19 protein-coding genes are annotated in these 17824 nt (G+C 60.5%); 15 read left to right on the forward strand and 4 right to left on the reverse strand.

Annotated features, from left to right (window positions below):
- Positions 1 to 9: 9 nt before the first annotated feature.
- The 7 genes from ACNR9O_RS00205 to ACNR9O_RS00235 all read left to right on the forward strand — a co-directional run bounded on the left by ACNR9O_RS00205 (position 10) and on the right by ACNR9O_RS00235 (position 6024).
- Entirely contained in the window at positions 10 to 519 is a 510-nt protein-coding gene (locus ACNR9O_RS00205; protein WP_473684133.1) for a hypothetical protein, read from the forward strand.
- A gap of 192 nt (positions 520 to 711) precedes the next feature.
- Positions 712 to 1158, forward strand: coding sequence for a lysozyme inhibitor LprI family protein (locus ACNR9O_RS00210; protein ID WP_473684131.1), 447 nt, complete (start codon positions 712 to 714; stop codon positions 1156 to 1158).
- A gap of 742 nt (positions 1159 to 1900) precedes the next feature.
- Entirely contained in the window at positions 1901 to 3112 is a 1212-nt protein-coding gene (locus tag ACNR9O_RS00215) for a glycosyl hydrolase family 28-related protein (protein WP_473684129.1), read from the forward strand.
- Positions 3113 to 3312: 200 nt separating this feature from the next.
- Positions 3313 to 4044 (forward strand): lysostaphin resistance A-like protein, encoded by a 732-nt coding sequence (locus ACNR9O_RS00220; RefSeq protein WP_473684127.1) that lies wholly within the window; start codon positions 3313 to 3315, stop codon positions 4042 to 4044.
- Positions 4045 to 4247: 203 nt separating this feature from the next.
- Positions 4248 to 4859 (forward strand): hypothetical protein, encoded by a 612-nt coding sequence (locus ACNR9O_RS00225; protein WP_473684125.1) that lies wholly within the window; start codon positions 4248 to 4250, stop codon positions 4857 to 4859.
- 76 nt (positions 4860 to 4935) lie between these two features.
- Entirely contained in the window at positions 4936 to 5475 is a 540-nt protein-coding gene (locus ACNR9O_RS00230) for a hypothetical protein (protein ID WP_473684123.1), read from the forward strand.
- A gap of 96 nt (positions 5476 to 5571) precedes the next feature.
- Positions 5572 to 6024, forward strand: a complete 453-nt coding sequence (locus ACNR9O_RS00235) for a hypothetical protein (protein WP_473684121.1) — start codon at positions 5572 to 5574, stop codon at positions 6022 to 6024.
- A 521-nt stretch (positions 6025 to 6545) separates the two neighbouring features.
- Here the strand turns inward: ACNR9O_RS00235 and ACNR9O_RS00240 are convergent.
- The 3 genes from ACNR9O_RS00240 to ACNR9O_RS00250 all read right to left on the reverse strand — a co-directional run bounded on the left by ACNR9O_RS00240 (position 6546) and on the right by ACNR9O_RS00250 (position 9194).
- Positions 6546 to 6878: a hypothetical protein gene (locus tag ACNR9O_RS00240; RefSeq protein WP_473684119.1), complete on the reverse strand. Its 333-nt coding sequence runs from the start codon at positions 6876 to 6878 to the stop codon at positions 6546 to 6548.
- 21 nt (positions 6879 to 6899) lie between these two features.
- A complete protein-coding gene (locus tag ACNR9O_RS00245) occupies positions 6900 to 8729 on the reverse strand; it encodes a S53 family peptidase (RefSeq protein ID WP_473684117.1) in 1830 nt (609 codons plus the stop codon).
- 279 nt (positions 8730 to 9008) lie between these two features.
- Positions 9009 to 9194, reverse strand: a complete 186-nt coding sequence (locus ACNR9O_RS00250; RefSeq protein ID WP_473684115.1) for a hypothetical protein — start codon at positions 9192 to 9194, stop codon at positions 9009 to 9011.
- Positions 9195 to 9526: 332 nt separating this feature from the next.
- Here ACNR9O_RS00250 and ACNR9O_RS00255 point away from each other — a divergent pair, with 332 nt between their 5' ends.
- The 7 genes from ACNR9O_RS00255 to ACNR9O_RS00285 all read left to right on the forward strand — a co-directional run bounded on the left by ACNR9O_RS00255 (position 9527) and on the right by ACNR9O_RS00285 (position 14079).
- Positions 9527 to 10324: a hypothetical protein gene (locus tag ACNR9O_RS00255; RefSeq protein ID WP_473684113.1), complete on the forward strand. Its 798-nt coding sequence runs from the start codon at positions 9527 to 9529 to the stop codon at positions 10322 to 10324.
- Complete coding sequence (locus ACNR9O_RS00260; protein ID WP_473684111.1) at positions 10321 to 10683, forward strand: DHCW motif cupin fold protein; 363 nt, start codon at positions 10321 to 10323, stop codon at positions 10681 to 10683. Before ACNR9O_RS00255 ends, ACNR9O_RS00260 begins: the two co-directional genes overlap by 4 nt.
- Before the next feature lie 50 nt (positions 10684 to 10733).
- Positions 10734 to 11213, forward strand: a complete 480-nt coding sequence (locus ACNR9O_RS00265) for a hypothetical protein (RefSeq protein WP_473684109.1) — start codon at positions 10734 to 10736, stop codon at positions 11211 to 11213.
- 57 nt (positions 11214 to 11270) lie between these two features.
- A complete protein-coding gene (locus ACNR9O_RS00270) occupies positions 11271 to 11588 on the forward strand; it encodes a hypothetical protein (RefSeq protein ID WP_473684107.1) in 318 nt (105 codons plus the stop codon).
- 187 nt (positions 11589 to 11775) lie between these two features.
- Entirely contained in the window at positions 11776 to 13098 is a 1323-nt protein-coding gene (locus ACNR9O_RS00275) for a hypothetical protein (RefSeq protein WP_473684105.1), read from the forward strand.
- A 31-nt stretch (positions 13099 to 13129) separates the two neighbouring features.
- Positions 13130 to 13576 carry a hypothetical protein gene (locus ACNR9O_RS00280; RefSeq protein ID WP_473684103.1) on the forward strand — a complete coding sequence of 149 codons (447 nt, stop codon included), beginning with the start codon at positions 13130 to 13132 and terminating at the stop codon, positions 13574 to 13576.
- Positions 13577 to 13815: 239 nt separating this feature from the next.
- A complete protein-coding gene (locus tag ACNR9O_RS00285) occupies positions 13816 to 14079 on the forward strand; it encodes a hypothetical protein (RefSeq protein WP_473684101.1) in 264 nt (87 codons plus the stop codon).
- Positions 14080 to 14207: 128 nt separating this feature from the next.
- Here the strand turns inward: ACNR9O_RS00285 and ACNR9O_RS00290 are convergent, their stop codons facing one another.
- Positions 14208 to 16331 carry a hypothetical protein gene (locus tag ACNR9O_RS00290; protein WP_473684099.1) on the reverse strand — a complete coding sequence of 708 codons (2124 nt, stop codon included), beginning with the start codon at positions 16329 to 16331 and terminating at the stop codon, positions 14208 to 14210.
- A 193-nt stretch (positions 16332 to 16524) separates the two neighbouring features.
- Here ACNR9O_RS00290 and ACNR9O_RS00295 point away from each other — a divergent pair, with 193 nt between their 5' ends.
- Complete coding sequence (locus ACNR9O_RS00295) at positions 16525 to 17691, forward strand: M23 family metallopeptidase (RefSeq protein WP_473684097.1); 1167 nt, start codon at positions 16525 to 16527, stop codon at positions 17689 to 17691.
- Positions 17692 to 17824 lie beyond the last annotated feature (133 nt).

Genomic DNA, 17824 nt, shown 5'->3' on the forward strand with positions numbered 1-17824 from the left:
AGACGATGCATGGAAGAGAACCGCACATCCGACGTGGCACGAGAAGCTATCGCGACGATCGCCATGCTTCGATCGTCCCTGAAAGAACAAGCCGCTGAAACGCGGAACACCTTGCGAGGAGAGGTGCGCCAGGCGGGCGCGGCGTTCAAGGGCGAGATGGATCTGGCCGGGCAGGCGCTTCAGCGCCGCATGGAGGCTGTTCTAGATAAGGCGGACCGTGCCGCTTCGGCGTTCGCCACGGCACAAGACGCGCTGGCCGCACAGCGACGAAAGAACTTCTGGATTCTCGGCATCGTCCTGGCGCTCTGCCTCGCCAGTTTGATCACCACGTACTTGTGCCTCTACGGGTTCTATCAAGCGCGCTACGACGAGTTGAGAGCGAAGGTGTCGTATCTCGATGCCATCAATCGCTCCGACGTCGTTCCCTGTGGTGATGGAAAACTATGTGCGCGCGTGGACGACAAGGCCCCCCGCTACGGCGATAAGAAGGACTACCGCGTAGTAGCGCCTCGGCCGTAGGTCTCATGGAAGTGGCCTCTGGACCTTTTCGAAGAATGGGGTCGGGTGAGCGTGGTCATGGAGGCGATCGCCTACAGACGCGGAAGTCTAAATGGGCAATCCTTGGGCTTCCTGTTAGCTGCAAGAGCGGCAGCCAAGGGACGCACCCTTCGCCAAGCCATGACTCTTCAGCGTTGAATCAAAGGAGGGGATATGAAGTTCTTGAGCCCATTGGCCCTGTTGTTTGTCTTCGCCATCGCTTTCCATAGCCCGGCGAGCGCTCAGGACACCGAGGCCAGCTACATCGAGAAACATGCCCCGCCGGGGATATCCGCGACGTTCTATGCCTGTGTCAACAAAGCCAACACGAACGTAGTCGCCGCCGGCGCATGCCTGACCACCGAGCACGACTATCAGGACAAGCGATTGAACGTCGCATACAAGAAGCTTCTTGGTGCGCTTAACCAGAAGGAGCGGCCAATGCTGGTGGCCGCTGAGCGGGCCTGGATCAGCCTGCAAGACAAGGATGGGGCGTTGGAAGCAGCCCTGTATGGCGACGATCAGATTTACAGCATGCAGCAGGACCAGAACGAGATATTTCGGATCTGCGAAAGGGCTAACGCCTTGGAACGGTATCTGGACATCGTAAAGAACAAGTAACGGGGTGCTTAGCGCCCCATTCTTTTGCACTGTGAGGTGTTGTAGTTAGGGAGGGGGGCTCACTTGGGTGTCCCGCCGTATTTCAGGGCCCATAACGACGTCGCTCTTGGTCGCAATAGATGAGATTGCCCCATGATCTCTTGAGAGTGTGCCGGTCCTGGCACGTTGCCTTTCGGTGGACATATGGTGCTAGTAGAACAATTGACTCCCGTCGCCAAGCTTCTTCTCGAGGCGTCAAGATCGCGAGACACGGTGCCCTTTAGAGAGTTTCACGAACTCTTTGATGTAAAGGCCTCCGAAAAGGACAAATATGACACGTTGGAAGCTGCTTCCCGAGCACTTTGCTCTACGGATGTCGCAGTTTACAGCGCAGTGTTGGCTAAGGTGAGGACTGGCTGCCCTGGCGATGGTTTTTTTGACATCTTCAAGAACCGGCGACCCGAAGAGTATCGAGAGATTGCAGGTCAGTCCCTGACGATAGAGTTGACCGTCGATCAAATGAGAGAGATTGCGTTACTCGAGCGGGAACGCGTATACGAGCATACGGAACGGAATTTCCTCTTGGACTAAATGGCAGATGCAACTGTTTCGAATGGATCCCGTCGTATTTGATCGAGTGAATTAGTTGCACGGCAGAGTGCGATGTCGTTTTGTGCAAGGAATCATCTTTGCATCTTCCTGTTATCCGAGGCGCTGGGATGGTCCAGCCAAATGTTTCATAGATGATCAGCGAGGAAAATTCATGGATAGGCGCAATTTTCTAGGTTCATTACCTGTGGCCTTCGCGGCCGGTACATCCCTATTTGGTGCAGCTCAGTCTTCCAGTGCACAAAGCGCAGCTACGTCGCAGGTGGCTAACGTCCTGGACTTCGGGGCTGTTGGTAATGGAGTCCACGACGATACAGGCGCGGTGCAATCTGCATTCACCTCGGTTGCCGGTGGCGGAACTGTTTTGTTTCCACCTGGCCGCTACCTGATAACCAGTGCGGTATCCGTCACCATGGACGCAGGCAAGGCATTGTTCATTCAAGGGTACGGACAAGATTCGACGGTGCTCTATTTTCCTTCGGGCGGCGGCATGGTCGTATCGTTCTCCAATCAGTTCTGTTCCGTGCATGTCAGAGACATGTCGTTTACGACCGGCAGAGCGGGCCCCGGGGATACCGCGCTAGCACTGAAGCAACTTGTGACGTGCGATTCCAATCCTGCGCTTAATCCGATTTCTGACCTTAGTTACGTTACTTTCCGCGGAGACGATGGTTACGGTGTATCTGACTACTGGGGTACGGGCGTTAACGTTATTGATGTTTCCAATATCAATTTTACCGGTGTTGGATATTTTGGCTCAGGTGTTCTTGGGAACGGGGTGATTCTTAGCGGCGTTGATAAATACGGCCCTTGCGGAGGTACCGTGGCGTACGGGGTTGTCTATAATTTCTACGGCTGTGTTTTCGAAAGCTTCAATGCGGGGATTGTTTATGGTACCGACATACAGGGTGTGGCGGTGGTTTCATGCAATTTCACACACGGTAACATGGGCGTGTACACCCCGGCAGGAGGTTTGAATCTCGATCAACTGACCATTGTGTCGAGCCAGTTTGGGAGCTTAAACAATGCGGTCAACATTCAAAGTAAGTTGAATTCGACTATTATTACTGGAAATTTATTCATTTTTTCCGCAAATCAAAATGGCATCGTCCTTAATAGCGACTCTTCGTGCATCACTGGTAACGTCTTTGCTGGTGACGGGGCAAGTAATAACAATGGAGTGTTTATTACGAGTTCGATTCAATGTATTGTCACGGGCAATTCATTCAGTGACTCTACGACAGGCGTGGCGTTGATGTCTGGGGCGTCTGGCGTCAACATTCAATCCAATAGCTACCGCAATATTCCAACGCCTGTTTTCAATAACGGCGGCGCCGGAAATACGGTTGGTGGCGGTTCGCCATAACAGCTGGTTCAAGAAGGAGACGGGTTGGTGAGATTAATCACCATTCCGTTTGTCTCCTTGCTTTCGACTAATCTCCGCCAGTGGATATCGTCCGGTATAAAGGGCCGGAGGTGATTAGCCTTGCGGATTCTTTGCAATCACGACGGCCTCATCAAAGGGCCGTCTCTCGTTAATAAGAAGAATGAACCCAGGTTCTTATCATGCGGCCTTTTCTTATACCGTCTTTGTGCCTTGCGATCATTGGCTGGGCCGTCCTACTGGTTGCCAAGGCGATAACCGGCCACAAATTGCCTCTTCGAAACAATGCCATTCTGGCGATGATGGCGCTGGTGGTGGAATGCCTTTGCCTGTATGCAGGGATGATGCTGGATCAGAGGTTCGGCACTCCTGGCATACCATGGGTCGGCAAGGTCTTTAGCATTCTCGGGCTACTTGTTTTCACCGGTGTTGTCTTTAAGAGGAGCTGGTCAAAAGAGATAGGCTTTTGCTTTCCTTTGCCTAAGAGTTGGGTGGCTACCTTAGCGTCACTGATTGCCTTGGGCTTGATGAACTGGGTTGTCGTGCATTACGCCTCGCTCCATCAGCCATTCTCAGCGAGTCGATTGCTCTTTATGATGCTTCTGTCTGGAGTCGATGAGGAGTTAGTGTTCAGAGGTCTTATGCCTTCACTATTGCTCAGATCTGGCGACGATGGATATAAGGGCGGGCGCTTTGAGACTTTCCTTGCTTTAGCAACGCCAACGCTTATCTTCGCTCTTATTCACGCGTGGCGCTTTCAGGGTGGATATTCTCATTTCAACATTCTCTTGTTCGTCTTTTCAGGTATCGGCGGATGCTTGCTTATGTACGTCAGGCGTCGGTCCGGAAGTCTGCTAAGCAGCGTACTAGTGCATAACGTTGCTAATGCAGCGACAGTAGCTTTTCTGGCATGAGGTTAGAGGCTGAGGTGCATCAATAGCTTGCCGGTCCCAGCGACGTCCCCCGCTACCGAAAGCGGGGGACGTCGCGCCTAGAGCCATTTGCCGGAACCTCCAGTTCCATGGCAAACATATCCCCCGACTTTCGATTAATCTTCGCAACGGATTTGATCCGGGGCTCTGCTGCCGCATAAGCCCCAACGCACAAGGAGGTTGCCATGGGCTTGAGTATTCAAGTGGGTGGGTTTGAGGACCCCGGGATGTACGAGGGGCTATCGGAAGCGCTGGTGCAGGCGGGCCTTTCTCCCCATAAGGAGCCGGATGGTCTTGGTGACGATCCGGCGTTTTCGTGCCAGATGCGGGGCTACTCGGGCTTGCACTATCTGCGGCGGCTAGCGGCCTATATCGGCCTGGGCCGGGGCGTTCCGGTGCCGGGAACGGGGGATGCGACCGAGGATCCAGTGCTGGAGGAGTACTACGACGAGCTGGCGCCCGGGTTTGAGCATCTTCTGCTGCACAGTGATGCCGAAGGCTTCTATGTGCCGCAGGATTTCGAGGACGTGGTCTTTCCGGACGATGCGCTGCGGATTCCGGGCGGCATGATCGGGTCCTCGCCGCGCCTCTTGGACGAGTGCAAGCGATTGGCCGAATGGCTGGAGCTGCCTCTCGATACAGACCCGGAAAGCGACGAAGTCTGGGACGCCGCCGACGCGCCGCCATCGGACGGCCCCAAGTGGAAGCGTTACGGCAACGAGTCGTTTAGTTGCATCCGCCTGATCAGGGCGGCGGAGGCTTCCATCGAGTCCGGCGCGGCCATCGTTTTCTGCTGATCTGCAGCGCTGCCGTTCCAGTACAAAGAGCATGAACATCTTGGGTTGGCTTGATCGCCAACGATCTGGGGGGTAAATGCATTCTTTGTGGCTGGCACTGATTGCCTTAGGTACGACAAACCCATCGGCCGACGCTTGCGCTTCTTTGGTACCGCCGGCGCTTGAGCGCAGGCTAGAGGAGAGCTTCCCCGATACCAGGCTCCCCACGACGACAGATTCGGATGGCGAACGTCGTCGATATGCGGCCACGCAAGGAAAGGCCTGTCTTCTGATCGCTCAGGCGGATGTCGACGGCGACGGGCGCCCTGACCTGGCCCTGATACTCCCCACCAGGAATGCGGATGGATACCGGCTGGTCGCGGCCCTCAACGAGCCGGCGGGATTCGAGATTCGCGAGCTTGGGGCCTGGAAAGGACCCGTGACGAACCTCTATGTCGACGTGGCGGCTGCCGGCACTTACTGGCATACGGAGGCCTACCCTTTTCGGCCATTACCTGGCGTCGTTGAGCAAATCAGCAGCAAGCAGCCGGGCTTCTATTTCGGAACCATCGAATCCGCTGCCGATGTTTACTTCCTCGATCACGGTCGATGGCTTCTCGTACACGTGATGGACTAGGGATTGGCGATCAGGTTCCGAGATGGCTATCTCGCTGATGGGTCTTTGACTTCACCAATGCGCTAAGCGCTGCCGAAATTTGCATAAGGAGATGCCATGAATTCCCCCAGACTGACTTCCATCGACATAGATGGCTGGATGGTTGACGACGGAGAGGTCGCGCACGCGGCATCGCCCGATACCTACTGGATCCCCTCATTGGCCGACCGCTTATCTCTTCGCCCCGGAGATATGGCGAAGCTGCGGTTCTATATCCGTGTCGTCGGCGAGGATGGCGACACCGCCGATGAGGGGAGCGCATGTGGGTCTGGATCACCGGGTGCCTTGGGCATTGGTATCGCGGCCAGCTTGATAACCAACCCTGTTGCACCGATGACATCGGCCCCGGACTCGAGGTCTGGTTCCAGGCCAGGCACGTCATTGACGTCATTCGTTTCGAAGAGATTCCCGAGGATTCTCGCCGCTTCATTTCCTGATGCCGACGGATCCGAAAGAGTTTCGATCCATGGCTATCGCGTGAACATGCATGGACAGATCGCTCTCAGTTAACGCTGCAGTTGATCAACTGCCTGTCAACGGGGGCAGGTGCATCGTCGTCCATGGCATTCTCCATTTTCGCTTTGAAGACGTATCGCTTCGGCACTACCCAGTCTCCGAGTGCCGCGATAACGAGTATGACTCCGCTATCTGGTTGAGCGAGGGCACCGGAAGTATCCGGTTCAACAGGCCTGTCCTCGCACGTTGGCGTGGGAAGAGAGTGGTTGTTGCAGGGACAGTTTACGGTCCGAGCAGGGGATTTCGTGGCTGCGGCCACATGTCTCTGTTCGCAGCGGAGATGCTGGTGACGTCCATCGATCGGATGTCGCCAGACATATGACAACAAGCCGCATCGAGAGGCTTCCCGGGCCAGCCCTGCTCCTCATGGCGACTATCAGGGAAGCGACCCCCTTGGCGTCTTTAGACGCGCAACAAAAGACCGGAGGCAGCGAATCACCTCCGGTCTGCTTTTCCCGATGAAAAGCCCGCAAGCAGGCAGCATTCCTGGGCTCCCGGCAAACCCTCATGCCCCCTCAGTTCTCCTGAAAATAATTCCAAAGCCCTTCATCGGTAATCCACCGGGCCTTGCTCCTGGCAAGGGACATGGTTTCGGCCTTCTTCCTCGCTTGCGCGATGGCCGCCAGGTCATGGCCGGCCATCGCCGCCTCCAGTGCCACGCTCGCCTGTGTCATGAAGTCCGCCAAACCGTCTTCGAGCAACCAGACCGCTTCATCGAATGGCTGTAGCTTCGACGTGGACGCGGAGAACCGGCCAAGCGCATCCTGCAGGCTGGCGATGTGCTCTGGATAGTCTTTGAGCAGCTCGCGGAGCTTCTCAGGAACCGGCGGTGCCGTGCGTTTCGACATGATGATTTCCCTGCGCGGGCATCAAAGCCCCCAGTGCGTCGTCACATAGCCATCGAACTTCCCGATATCCAGGCTTCCCCAGCCGGCGCAAGGCGTCCACCCGGTGTTGGTGCAGCTGGCGTTCTGCCACGGTTCGCCGTTGCCGAAGTTGTGCAGCGGACTGCGGTCGCTGGCGAAGTTCGCGTACATCTGCGGCGTCGGCAAGCCTAGCCGGTTGCCATGCGCCGATTCGATGCGCGCGAACAAGCCGGTAAAGATACTCGTTGCCAGTTCCGAGCCATTGAACAGATGCTGCTCGGCGCCGTTGACGATGATGCGCGCGCCGGTAGTGGCCGGCAGTACCTGGGTCGAATCCCAGTCGTCGGGTACGGTCTTGACCGCATCGAACACGAGGTCGGGAGCCAGCCGGCCTGTGACCGGCGGCTGCGGGCTGCCGGGCAGCGGATTGCCCAGCGGGGTCTGCCAGAACGGCACCGGTGCATAGGTGCTGGGGCCGGAAGGGCTGAGCCAGTAGTTGTAGTAGGTGCGGCTCCCTGGGAAGGCGGAGCTCGACATCTCGTACCAGGGCGATTCGGTCGACCAGTGGCCGGCACCGTCGGCACCCACCGAGGAGCCACCTACCGCCACCACGTTAGGCGACGTCGACGGCTCGAACGGCGGCGCGTAGATCGTGAAGTTCTGCACGTCCAGGAACAGGTTGCTGCCGGCGGTAGCCATCACCACCTGTCCTTGCGCGCGGGCCGCCAGGAAGATCGCATCGTCGATCACCTGCTGGCCGGTGCGGTGCGAGCTTTCCTCGTCCAATGACCACGAGGTCTGGATGATCTTCACCGCGTTGTCCGCCACCGCCCGGCTGTAAGCAGCCGTGACCTCCGCCTGGTTCGGCTTCGCGCCGATCGGTGCGATAGCGTAGAACACCATCTGCTTCAGCTGCCCGGCCGTGGCGGCGATGACCTGGCTCTCGTCCTGCGCGCCATCCGTGCCGAACGTGCCATGGCCGACCTGCACCACGCGCGTGTCTACGCGCGGCAGGGTTTCGCGATCGGTGAAGGTGTTCAAGTCGGCGATGGTTTGCGTCATGTCGCCGGCCGCGATGATGCCCACCGTGGTGTCATGCGCGGTGCTTACCGCGTCGGCGTTGTAGATCGTGCTGTACGCATGCGGGTTGCGGCCATAGCCGGCGATCGGGCCAGGCGGCGGCGGTTGATAGTCGCCATGATGGTTGTCCGGCGCCGACAGGGCATCGGTAAGTCCCAGCACGCCGACAACGATGCCGCCCAACGCGTCCGGCACCTGCGCCGGGCCCACATTGACCGTGTAGTGCTGCACTGGATTCGTGCTGCTGTCGGTCAACGTCGCCATGGTCAGGTTGAACGCGGAGGACACGCCGCCGGCGGTGCCATCGGCCGTGATGGTCAGGTGATTGGAGGCCACCTCGATCCCGCTGAAGCCATGCTGGGCGAGATAGGTGACGACGGCGGCCACCTGTGCATCCGTGGGCGCGTAGTCGCGCATGAACGCATCGCGGTCGAGGTACTGCGCATAGACCGGCGAGCCCGGCTGCGTCACGTCGTGCAGATAGGTTTCCAGCTGGGGCCGGTTGCGCAGCTGCAGGCCGAGGGTGATGTGCAACGGTGCCGTAGCGGTCATCGTCACGACGCTGGCCGGATCGAAGCAGCGTGGGGAGTAGAAGTTCAGTTCGTACTTGGCGCCGCAATCGGCATTGGGCGGCGGCGTGAGGACGGTCTGCGTCGCGGTGGTCGACCAGGTGGTATCGGCCCATGCCGGCGCCGCGCCAAACAGCGCCGCGCAGGCGGTGGCGAGGAGCAGGCTGATGCTTGACCGGCGCATGACATGCAAGCGAAAGGGATGTGGGACGGAGCAACGGCGCATGACTACCTCCGATGACGGGCAATCCGACTATGCGGCGTTTGCCCGCGCGTGGCGGTCATCCGGTCCCCGTGTCCGGCGGCGAGTCTAGGTCGGCCGTTCCGCCGCATTCTGAGCACTGGTTGGTGTTGGCTGGGAACGCTCGGTTCAGGTGGCGCGGGTGTCGGGTACCAGTCAGCATAAAAAGTGCCAGCGCGAAGACACTCGAACGTTGAGTGTCTTACTTGCGCTTCGCAGGATTCAGCGCCGTCGCACCGGGTAGCTGTCGCGCACCGCGTGCCAATCCCCGCCATGGGTCGCGAAAAACGCGTAGTGCGTGTCCAACGTCTCCCACAGGAAATCGACGTTCCGCAGCGAATCGCGGTCGGTGAGCTCGCCGGCGGTAGCGCAAACCTTGGGCAGTTGTTCGAGCCGATCGACGGTCATTCCGGACACGATGAGATGCCAGACCTGGCCGGACCTTGCTTCATCGGCGGCTCAATCGCCGAAGCTGCCTCCGTGGGAACCCTGGGATACCGCCGAACCGCGGGGAGTCCGGCAAGGTGGGCGAGCGGAGGGGAAGTGCTGCTCGTCCGTGTCTGGGGGCTATTGAGCGGTAGATGGCTCGTCTTGGTCGGATGGCATGGCATCTTGCGGCGAGCGAATGGGATGGCGGTTCAAGCTCTCGCTTTCGTCCAGACGCGAATGTTGGCAGGATTGCGGCCGAGAGGTCTGCCAATCCTGCTGGCCGTTCTTCACCTTAAGGATAAGGAAATCACATGTCGCTCTTCCGCCGCTTCAAGGCGAAGCCGCCCGCGGACCTCACGGTTCTCGTGAATGGTATGGAGCTGTGCACCTTTCACGCCGACGAGTTGCCGGTCGAGAAGAATCCGTCCGTGCGAATCGGCGTAGACGCGTCGGTTTCCTTCATCGACTCGAGCAATGTCGTCCACACGCACGTGCTAGGCCAGGCCTTTGGCTGGGCACATTTCTCGATACGATTGCACGCGAACAAAGGCTGTCAGGCCGATTGCGTCATCAGCGATTCGCCGACGTTTGATCCTGGCGCGCTGGGCCAGGGCAAGGCCATCGGCATTCGATTTCAGCCCTTTTTCCTGTCTGGCGCGGCCGTTGCCAACGCGGAATTTACGGGAAAGGGTCTCTTTGGCCGAGGCCTGCATTTCAGCGGATCGGTGACGCCGGGTAGCGTGCTTCTATCGTGTGAGTGCGACCGTTGCCATCGCAGTTTCCTGATTCGCTCATACCATGCGGGATTCAGCGAGTCGGGCTATTTCTACTCGGACTCCGGCAAGTACACGATTACCGTCAGCACGCGGGTGCCGGGCAGTCCTGTACCCCTGTCGACACCGGATCCTGAAGCACTCGCCAAGCTCGAGCAGTCGCTTCCCGAGGCGCCTGATGGGTCGCGCTATCGCTACCTCAATCCTTTTCGTTGCCCGCATTGTCGCGAGCCCTATATCAATTTTGCCGATAATCCCGGCATGCGCGAGAACGAGTATTACGGGAATTACTTCGCTCAGGCGCAGCTGCTGCGGTATGAGCCTGTAGAGGCGTGAAAGCGTTCGTTTATGCCAAAGGGGATGCGATGAAGATGTCAGATATTCCGTTCGGCACGACCGACTGGTCGTCGATTGCGCCGATAGAACATCGAGGCGAGTCAGGAGCGGCCTATTGGCGAACCCGGCATGTCGGCGAGATACGAGTGCGGATGGTCGACTACTCGCCGGGTTATGTCGCGGACCACTGGTGCACCAAAGGCCACATTCTGTTGTGTCTGGAAGGCGAGCTTCATACCGAGCTTGAGGATGGTCGCCGGTTCACTCTCAAGCCCGGCATGAGCTATCAGGTCGCCGATGGCGCCGAGCCGCATCGGTCCCATACGGAGATCGGCGCCAAGCTGTTCGTGGTCGACTAGCCTGCGAGGATGGCGAGTCATCGATACTTTCCATCAGAAACGAAATCATCATGCATGACGTCAAGGCGCTCATTGCCGACGAATCCCATCTACGCCAGACGATGGCGGCTCTTTCCAATGCCGTGATCTGCCCACTGGGGGACGGCTTCGCCTTGGTGCCCATCACGGATGGGCTGACTGCCGAACTGGCGCAATTCGCGCCGAGTGCCGAGGCTTCATGGCTACCGGACATGAAGCCTGGTGTGCGCCAGATAGCGCTGCGCATATCCAGCGATTCGCCGGTGGCCTATGTCTCCACCGAGTACTTCGGCGGCGACGGCGGCCAGGACGCCATGGCCTGGTCGCAAGGCGAAGTCATCTTCTCGCCCCAAAGCCAAGGCTACGGCGAGGCCTGGCCGAACACGTCCATCAGTCGTGCGCTGCGCGCCATCGGCGTCATTGCCGAGCAGGGCAAGGACGAATTCGACACGCTCGGGCTGGGGCGCCATCGTGAAACCCATCGCTGGGCAGAGGCCTACGCATCGACCTGATCTGTGCGAAGGGCATGCCGCTTGCCATCTCCCGAATCCATAAAGGACTACCGATTCATGCTTCCCAGCGACTACGCCGACCTGTCACGAATGGACAAGATCACCCACTGGGCCGGCGTCATCCAGCGCCATATGCGATGGATGGGTGAAAGCGGCAAGGACGAGATGCTGGTCTTCGGCCCCAAGTTGCTGGCCGATCTCCGGTCCGCCGATCTATCCATCGATGCGCTCATGCCGGCGATCCTGACTTACGTATCGCGCATGTGGCTCGAACCGCCGGCCACTTTCCTGAGCATGGTCAACTCGCGCATGGGCACGGACTACCCGGTTGACGAAGCGCTGGCCGTGATGACATTTGGAACGTCCGCCCATTAAGCGAGGCAGGGCTCAGATTTCAGGGGTGGCGTGGCGTAAAAGGTTTCTCGCACTCCACCGGCCCGCCCGATCCCTATATAGTGACGAACCAGCAACAGATCGCGCGCTTTCGGCATGAGTCGCCCGTCTCGCAGCGTCAGGCGGGCCCTTCCACTACCGCCATCCTGAAAAGAAAAAAGGGCTACCCATGCGCCATTCCCGCCTGTGCCTGCTCTGCGCTTGCCTCATCGCCGCTCATGCGCCGGTCCATGCCGAAGACAGCTTCGACGATATCTTCGACAAAGGGCACGTCGACGGCGAACTACGTCTCTACAACTTCAACCGGCTCTACGACACCGCCGGCACGCCCGATGCACGTGCGCTGTCGCTCGCAGCATTGATCAATGCCCAGACAGGTACGGTATTCGGCGGGCTGAGCGCGGGTGGTTCGTTCGTCACGGCCAATATGCTGGGCACGAAGCCGGACACCCTCGCCAAGACCGACACCTCGCTGATGGGCCCCCACAGTTCGCTGGGCGCCTGGAGCCAGGCCTACTTGCAGTTCCAGCGCGGCTGGTTCCTGTTTCGCGGCGGCTACCAGTACCTCAACACGCCGTGGATGGGCGGCAACGACTCGCGCGTGATTCCCTCCTCGTACAACGCCGCGCAGATCGCTCTGACGCCGGCAAAGGGATGGAACATCTATGCCATCCGCACGTTCAGCTGGAAGAGCCGCACGTCGCAGGGCATGTACAACGACAACCTGTACTACCCGTCGAAGTACGACGGCGACTCCATGTACGGCAACAACGGCGCGCTGCCCGGCACGGCACCGCAGGCCAATGGCGCCTGGGCGGCCGGCACCACCTACGCCGATGGCGGCCTGAAAGCCGAAGCCTGGTACTACAACTTCCTGCGCTTCGCGCGCATGGGCTACGTCGCCGGCAACTATGCGTTCAAGACCGGCACGGCATTCGATCCTTACGTGGCCGTGCAGTGGCTCAACGAGAACGGTGGCAGCGACAACATCCTGGTGGGTACGCATACCAAGCTGGTCGGTGTGGCGGGTAGCCGGGTGAAGGCCGAAGCGTGGGGTGCGCGTGTTGGCACGACTATCTACGAAGGCAGCATCGACGTCGCCTACAACAAGCTCGATGGCGAGGCCGGTGCGGTAGGCGAAGGGGCGTTGATCTCGCCGTACACCTCCAGCTACGCCACCGATCCGCTGTTCACCACGTCGATGATCCGCGGCCTGGTGGAAGAGGGGCCGGGCCATGCTTGGAAAGCGCGGGCGCAGTACAACTTCTTCGACAAGAAGCTGCAGATCGTCGCCGCTTACGCGAAGTACACCACGCTGGAACGCGGCAGCAGCCACGACATCTACGTCGACATCATCTACAACCTGGACAGCCTGCTCAAAGGCCTCCAGGTGCGCGACCGCTGGGAGCGCTCGGTAGGCGGCATCGCCAACCTCAATCCGGGCAATGAGCCTTTTACGTATAACCGCTTGATGATTGCGTACAAGTTCTGAGTAGCGTCGCCATCAGCGATGGATGCCCTGCATGAGCTCGAAGCGAAGCCAGGTCCCCGGCGCTAAGGAATGGGCCGGCTACGAAGCCGACCACGATATTCGCTATGCGCGCAAGCTTCTCGGCGGAAAGTCGATCTCCGAGGCCGTGGGGTACTTTGCGAGTGGACGAAGCATCGAGCGCGGCCACGAGCTGCGCCACATGCCTCGCGCTGCATTCCAGTACTACGTCTTCGCGTTCGTGGCGTATCTCCATTCCGCGGAAGCCGTGGGCGACGCGGATGCGGCGAGCGTATTCCTGAGGCTGCTGCTCGACCGGGAGGAAAGAGATCCCGGAAGTGTACGGTCGATCTATCCGGAACTTCGCCAGTGCGTCCGGTTTGCCTCGGGCGGCCAGGAGTACTTCGAGGCGTCGCCGGATATCTACGGCAGCTTTAGCGAACTGGGTAGGAAGATCGATGACGCATGCGCATCGGAGTGAGGGCGGCTTGCTGGTGTGTGAAATCGGGCAGCGATTGACTTGCATGCGAGATGCGGCCTCGACATGGCGCTGTCTTGATCCTGATGTCGAAAACTCTGGCAAAAATGGCAGGGTTTCCACCTCGGGTTGGCGCCACGGCGCTCTAGGTTGATGCCACGGTCGTCCTGTAGGCCGTCGTCGGTTTCCATCAGCAGCTTGTGGTGGAATCCATTCCATCGCACCCATCAAGGAGTGAAACTGTGTTCAATCCTTTCATCATCCGCATGTCATCCCGTCGTTCCGATCTCCGGCCGTGGCAGCACTTGATCATCGGGCTGGCGGCGCTCGTCAGTGCCTTCCTGGTATTCGTGTTCGAACTGGGGCTGAAAGATGCTGCCCGGGTTGCCGATACGCCCCTGAAGGTGAGCGCAGTGGTCATGCTCTTCTTCGTTTACTTCGGAGCCAAGCTCTACTACAGCCGTCAGATCGTGCGGAGCGCGCGGATGCTGATGGGGTGGTACTAGCCAGGCGATGCGCTTCGTTCGGGGAGCGGCTGACCGGCTTTCCGGACGAAGCGCGACTCGCCATGCCATCAAGAAATTGGCGTGGCGAGGCGTGCGTCCAGGTGTGCCTTTCGGTGTCCCGCCGCTCGCTAGGGACTCGTCGAAGAGCCACTCCTTTTCGTGGCCTTGCGCTCTTCCATCGCCTGCCGGCACGCGGCGTAGCCTTGATCAGGCTGCTCCGCGCCATGCTCGCGCAGCCATGCCGCGGCATGCTCCGCCTCATAGCAACGCGCCAGCGCCAGCATGCTGAAGCCGTTGGGATCGGTCAGTTTGAGGTTGAGCGGCTTGGCGCTCTGCATCGCGTCGAGCATGTCCGCGCGGTCGTCCATGATGGCGTAGGTGAAGTAGGGGAATTTCTCGTTATCGAGCGCATTGGGGTCGGCACCATAGCGCACCAGAACCTTCACCACGTCGGCGCTGTGAGGGCCGCTGTTGCCGAGCGCGATGCCGAGCGGGCTGTACTTGCAATCGGTGCAGGGCTTGCCGGTCGCGGCGTTGTTGTGCCGCTTGAGCATGGCTTCGACGACGTCGGCGCGCGGGCCTTCGGGCAGCCAGTTGATCCTGAGCGTCAAATAGCGGCTGAGCAACGCCTGGCCGCCGAGCGGATATGCCAGGTCGACGCGCAGGCCATGGTTCAATAGATCCAGGAAGCGATCCGGCGCGCTGCGCGCGAAGTAGGCGAGGGAGTCGCGGTCGTCGGTTACGCCCATGAAGCTGCGCGACAGGTCGCCACCTTGCTTGAGCAGCGGATCGAGCTTGCTCCAGTCGATCGCCTTCTCCCGGTCCTTGAACAGCGCCGCCTGAACCAGCGGATCGATGACTTCGGGACGCAGCTTGCCACCGCTGCCCTTGGCTTGCTTGAGGGCCGCTTCCTGGAGGAGCGCATAGACCTTGGGATAATCGCGCGCGCGCAGCAGCACGGTGGCGTCGCTCGGGTCCATGCCATGCCGGAGCAGGCGGTTGACGCTGGTCGTGTCGTCCTTGCCGAGGTGGAGGGCGGTGAGAAAAAGGTCGCGCGCATCCGCCTGCGGGGGCTTGGCGACGTTCCACAGGAACTCGAACACCGCGTCGGAGACCGTCGGCGAAAGTGCCCGTGTCACCCCGCCGCGTGCGACGCTGCTGCCGGCGACCCGTATGTCCAGCGCGCCTGTCGCCTGTAACCGGGTGAGCGCCTGAAGCGCCTGCGCCTCGGGCATTTCCAGCGTGTAGCGAACCACGTCCGACACGCTCTGCGTATCGTCGGCTGGCGCCTTGGGCAGATGCGGCAGGATGTCTTCGTTGAAGGTAGTGAAGTACTCGGCCTTGAGCGGCACCGGCGGGCTGTTGTCCAGCACCGGGGTGTTGCGCATCAGCCAATGGCGCGACGCACTCCACCAGGTGGCGCGGCCGTCCTCGTCGCGCGGCGTTTCGCCGGCCTTGAGCAGGATCTTTGCCTCGGCGAGCGTGGCGGCGCGATCCGCATCCAGGTCCACCGAGGTAAACGTATCGAGGCTGAGCAGATCGTTGAGCCGTTGCCCGCAGATCACTTCGGCCTGCGATGCCGGCTTCATGCCCTGGAAGCGCTTGCGGTAATCGGCAGGCAGCGCATCGAAGGCCGCCTGGCTCATCGCCGCCGCCGGACCGCCCGGGCAGGAGAAGCTGCTCGCCTCCTTGCCCGGTGCGGCCCTGGCCAGCGGCTTCGGAGGCGGCGGCGACGCGTCTTTGGCCGCCACCCGGTACAGATCCTGGCCATTGACCTGGAAGCCCTGCATCGCGAGCAAGAGCGAGTCGGTGCCCATATGGAACGTGCCGAAGTTCTGGCCGGTGATGGCGGTGGCCTGGTAGGCCGTGCCTTTCGGCGCCTTGATAAAGAGCGCGCCATCGCCGGCCAGCACGCAACCATGCTGTGCCATCGGCACGTCGAGCTCGGGTTCGTGCGTGACGTCCTTCAGCTCGACGGTTTGCGCGCTCCATTGGCCGTCTTCCTTGCCGCGAAGCACGAAGCCTTGCTTGCCGTGCTCGATGCGCAGCTGGGCGGGATCGGTCGCTTTGCCGGCGTAGTCGCCCACCCAGGCTTCGCAACCCTGCGAGGAGGTCGCGGCATGAAGGCCAAGGGGCATCAGTCCCAGTACGAACAGGCCGCATAGAGGCAGCCGCAGCGAGCGGTGCGAGGTGAAAAGACGACCGGCGCGGGCCGGGTGAGCGGGGCTTACGGCGGGATACGAGGTCTTCAAGACAACAGTCCTTTGTTCGATCGACTTGGCTTTCCTTGGTGCCGGGCATGGCCGGCGTGTCCATGGTAAACGACCAGCGCCAGGTTCCACGGATTTTCCCTGCCGGTGACGCGTACATGGGCGCAGAAGTGCTGGGTATTTCACGTACCATCCTGGCGGATGGCCTGACGTGTCTATCCACAGGGGATGCCGCATGAACCGCAAGTCTGTCGCCACGGTCGTACTCGCCCTGGCGTGTTGCCTGTCGTACTTGCACGCGGAGGAAGCGCTCGCTCCAGTCGAGGCCAGAGTGCCTTTCGCGCCGAGTCCATTTACCGGCAGCGACGGCCTGCTTCATCTGGCCTACGAGCTGCACGTCACCAATTTCTATGGCGACACCGGTCCGTTGAAGCCGAAGGGGTTGCAGGTCTTCGGCGACGACGCCACCACGCCGCTGCTCGCCCTGGACGGCGATAGCCTCTCCGGCATGGTTCGCCCGGCGCCGGCGGAACACGCCGCGGTATCGATTCTTCCGGGAAAGCGCGCCGTGATGTACGTCTGGATCACGTTGCCGTCGAACGCCGCCGTGCCGCATCGCCTGCGCCACCGCATCGTTTTCGATACGGACAAACAGGTCGCCGTGACGCTGGATGGCGCGACAGTCCAAGTCGATAGCCAGCAACTGATGACACTGGGGCCGCCCTTGCGTGGCGGACATTGGCTTGCGCACGAAGGGCCGGGCGCGGCGCAGTCGCACCATTGGGGCAGTCTGGTCGCCGTCAACGGCGCGCTGACGATTCCCCAGCGCTATGCGCTCGATCTGGTCGGGGTCGATGCGTCGGGACACGCGCTGCGTTCGGGCGTGAAGAACATTCAGCAGACCGCGTATGCGGACTGGATCGGCTACGGCGCAGACGTGCTCGCCGTGGCCGATGGCGTGGTGATCGATACCCGCGACGGCGAGCAGGAACACAAGCCGCTCAGTCCGCAGCCCGAGCCGGCGTCTTTGACGGCGCATGGCCTGTTCGGCAACTACGTCGTGCTGCAAGTGGCGCCCGGCGTCTTCGCCAGCTACGCCCATCTGCAGAAGGGCAGCGTGAAGGTGAAGCCGGGCGAGCACGTGCATCGCGGCCAGGTGCTGGCGCATCTAGGCCAGTCCGGCAATTCGGCGGCGCCGCATCTGCATTTCCAGCTCTCCAACGCGGCGACGTTCGAAGGCTCGGAGGGGCTGCCTTATGTGTTCGAGAGCTTCGATGTCCTCGGCCCTGAAACGGAGGCGCAGCTGTTCGGGCAGGGCGAGCCATGGAAAGCGACCGCGGCCGAACGGCGCCACCAGCAGCTACCCTTGAACGACGTGGTCATCCGCTTTGCGGAGCCTTGAGCCCGATCGGCGACGGCTTTGCATGGTGGGCGCCTAGGTCGGGGTGAGCGCAGCGAACCCCAACTGGCTTCTACGCTATCGCATCGTTCGGGTTCGCTGCGCTCACCCCAACCTACGCACGCCTCCGTGCAAT

It is taken from the genome of Dyella sp. CR10 (assembly GCF_055814425.1).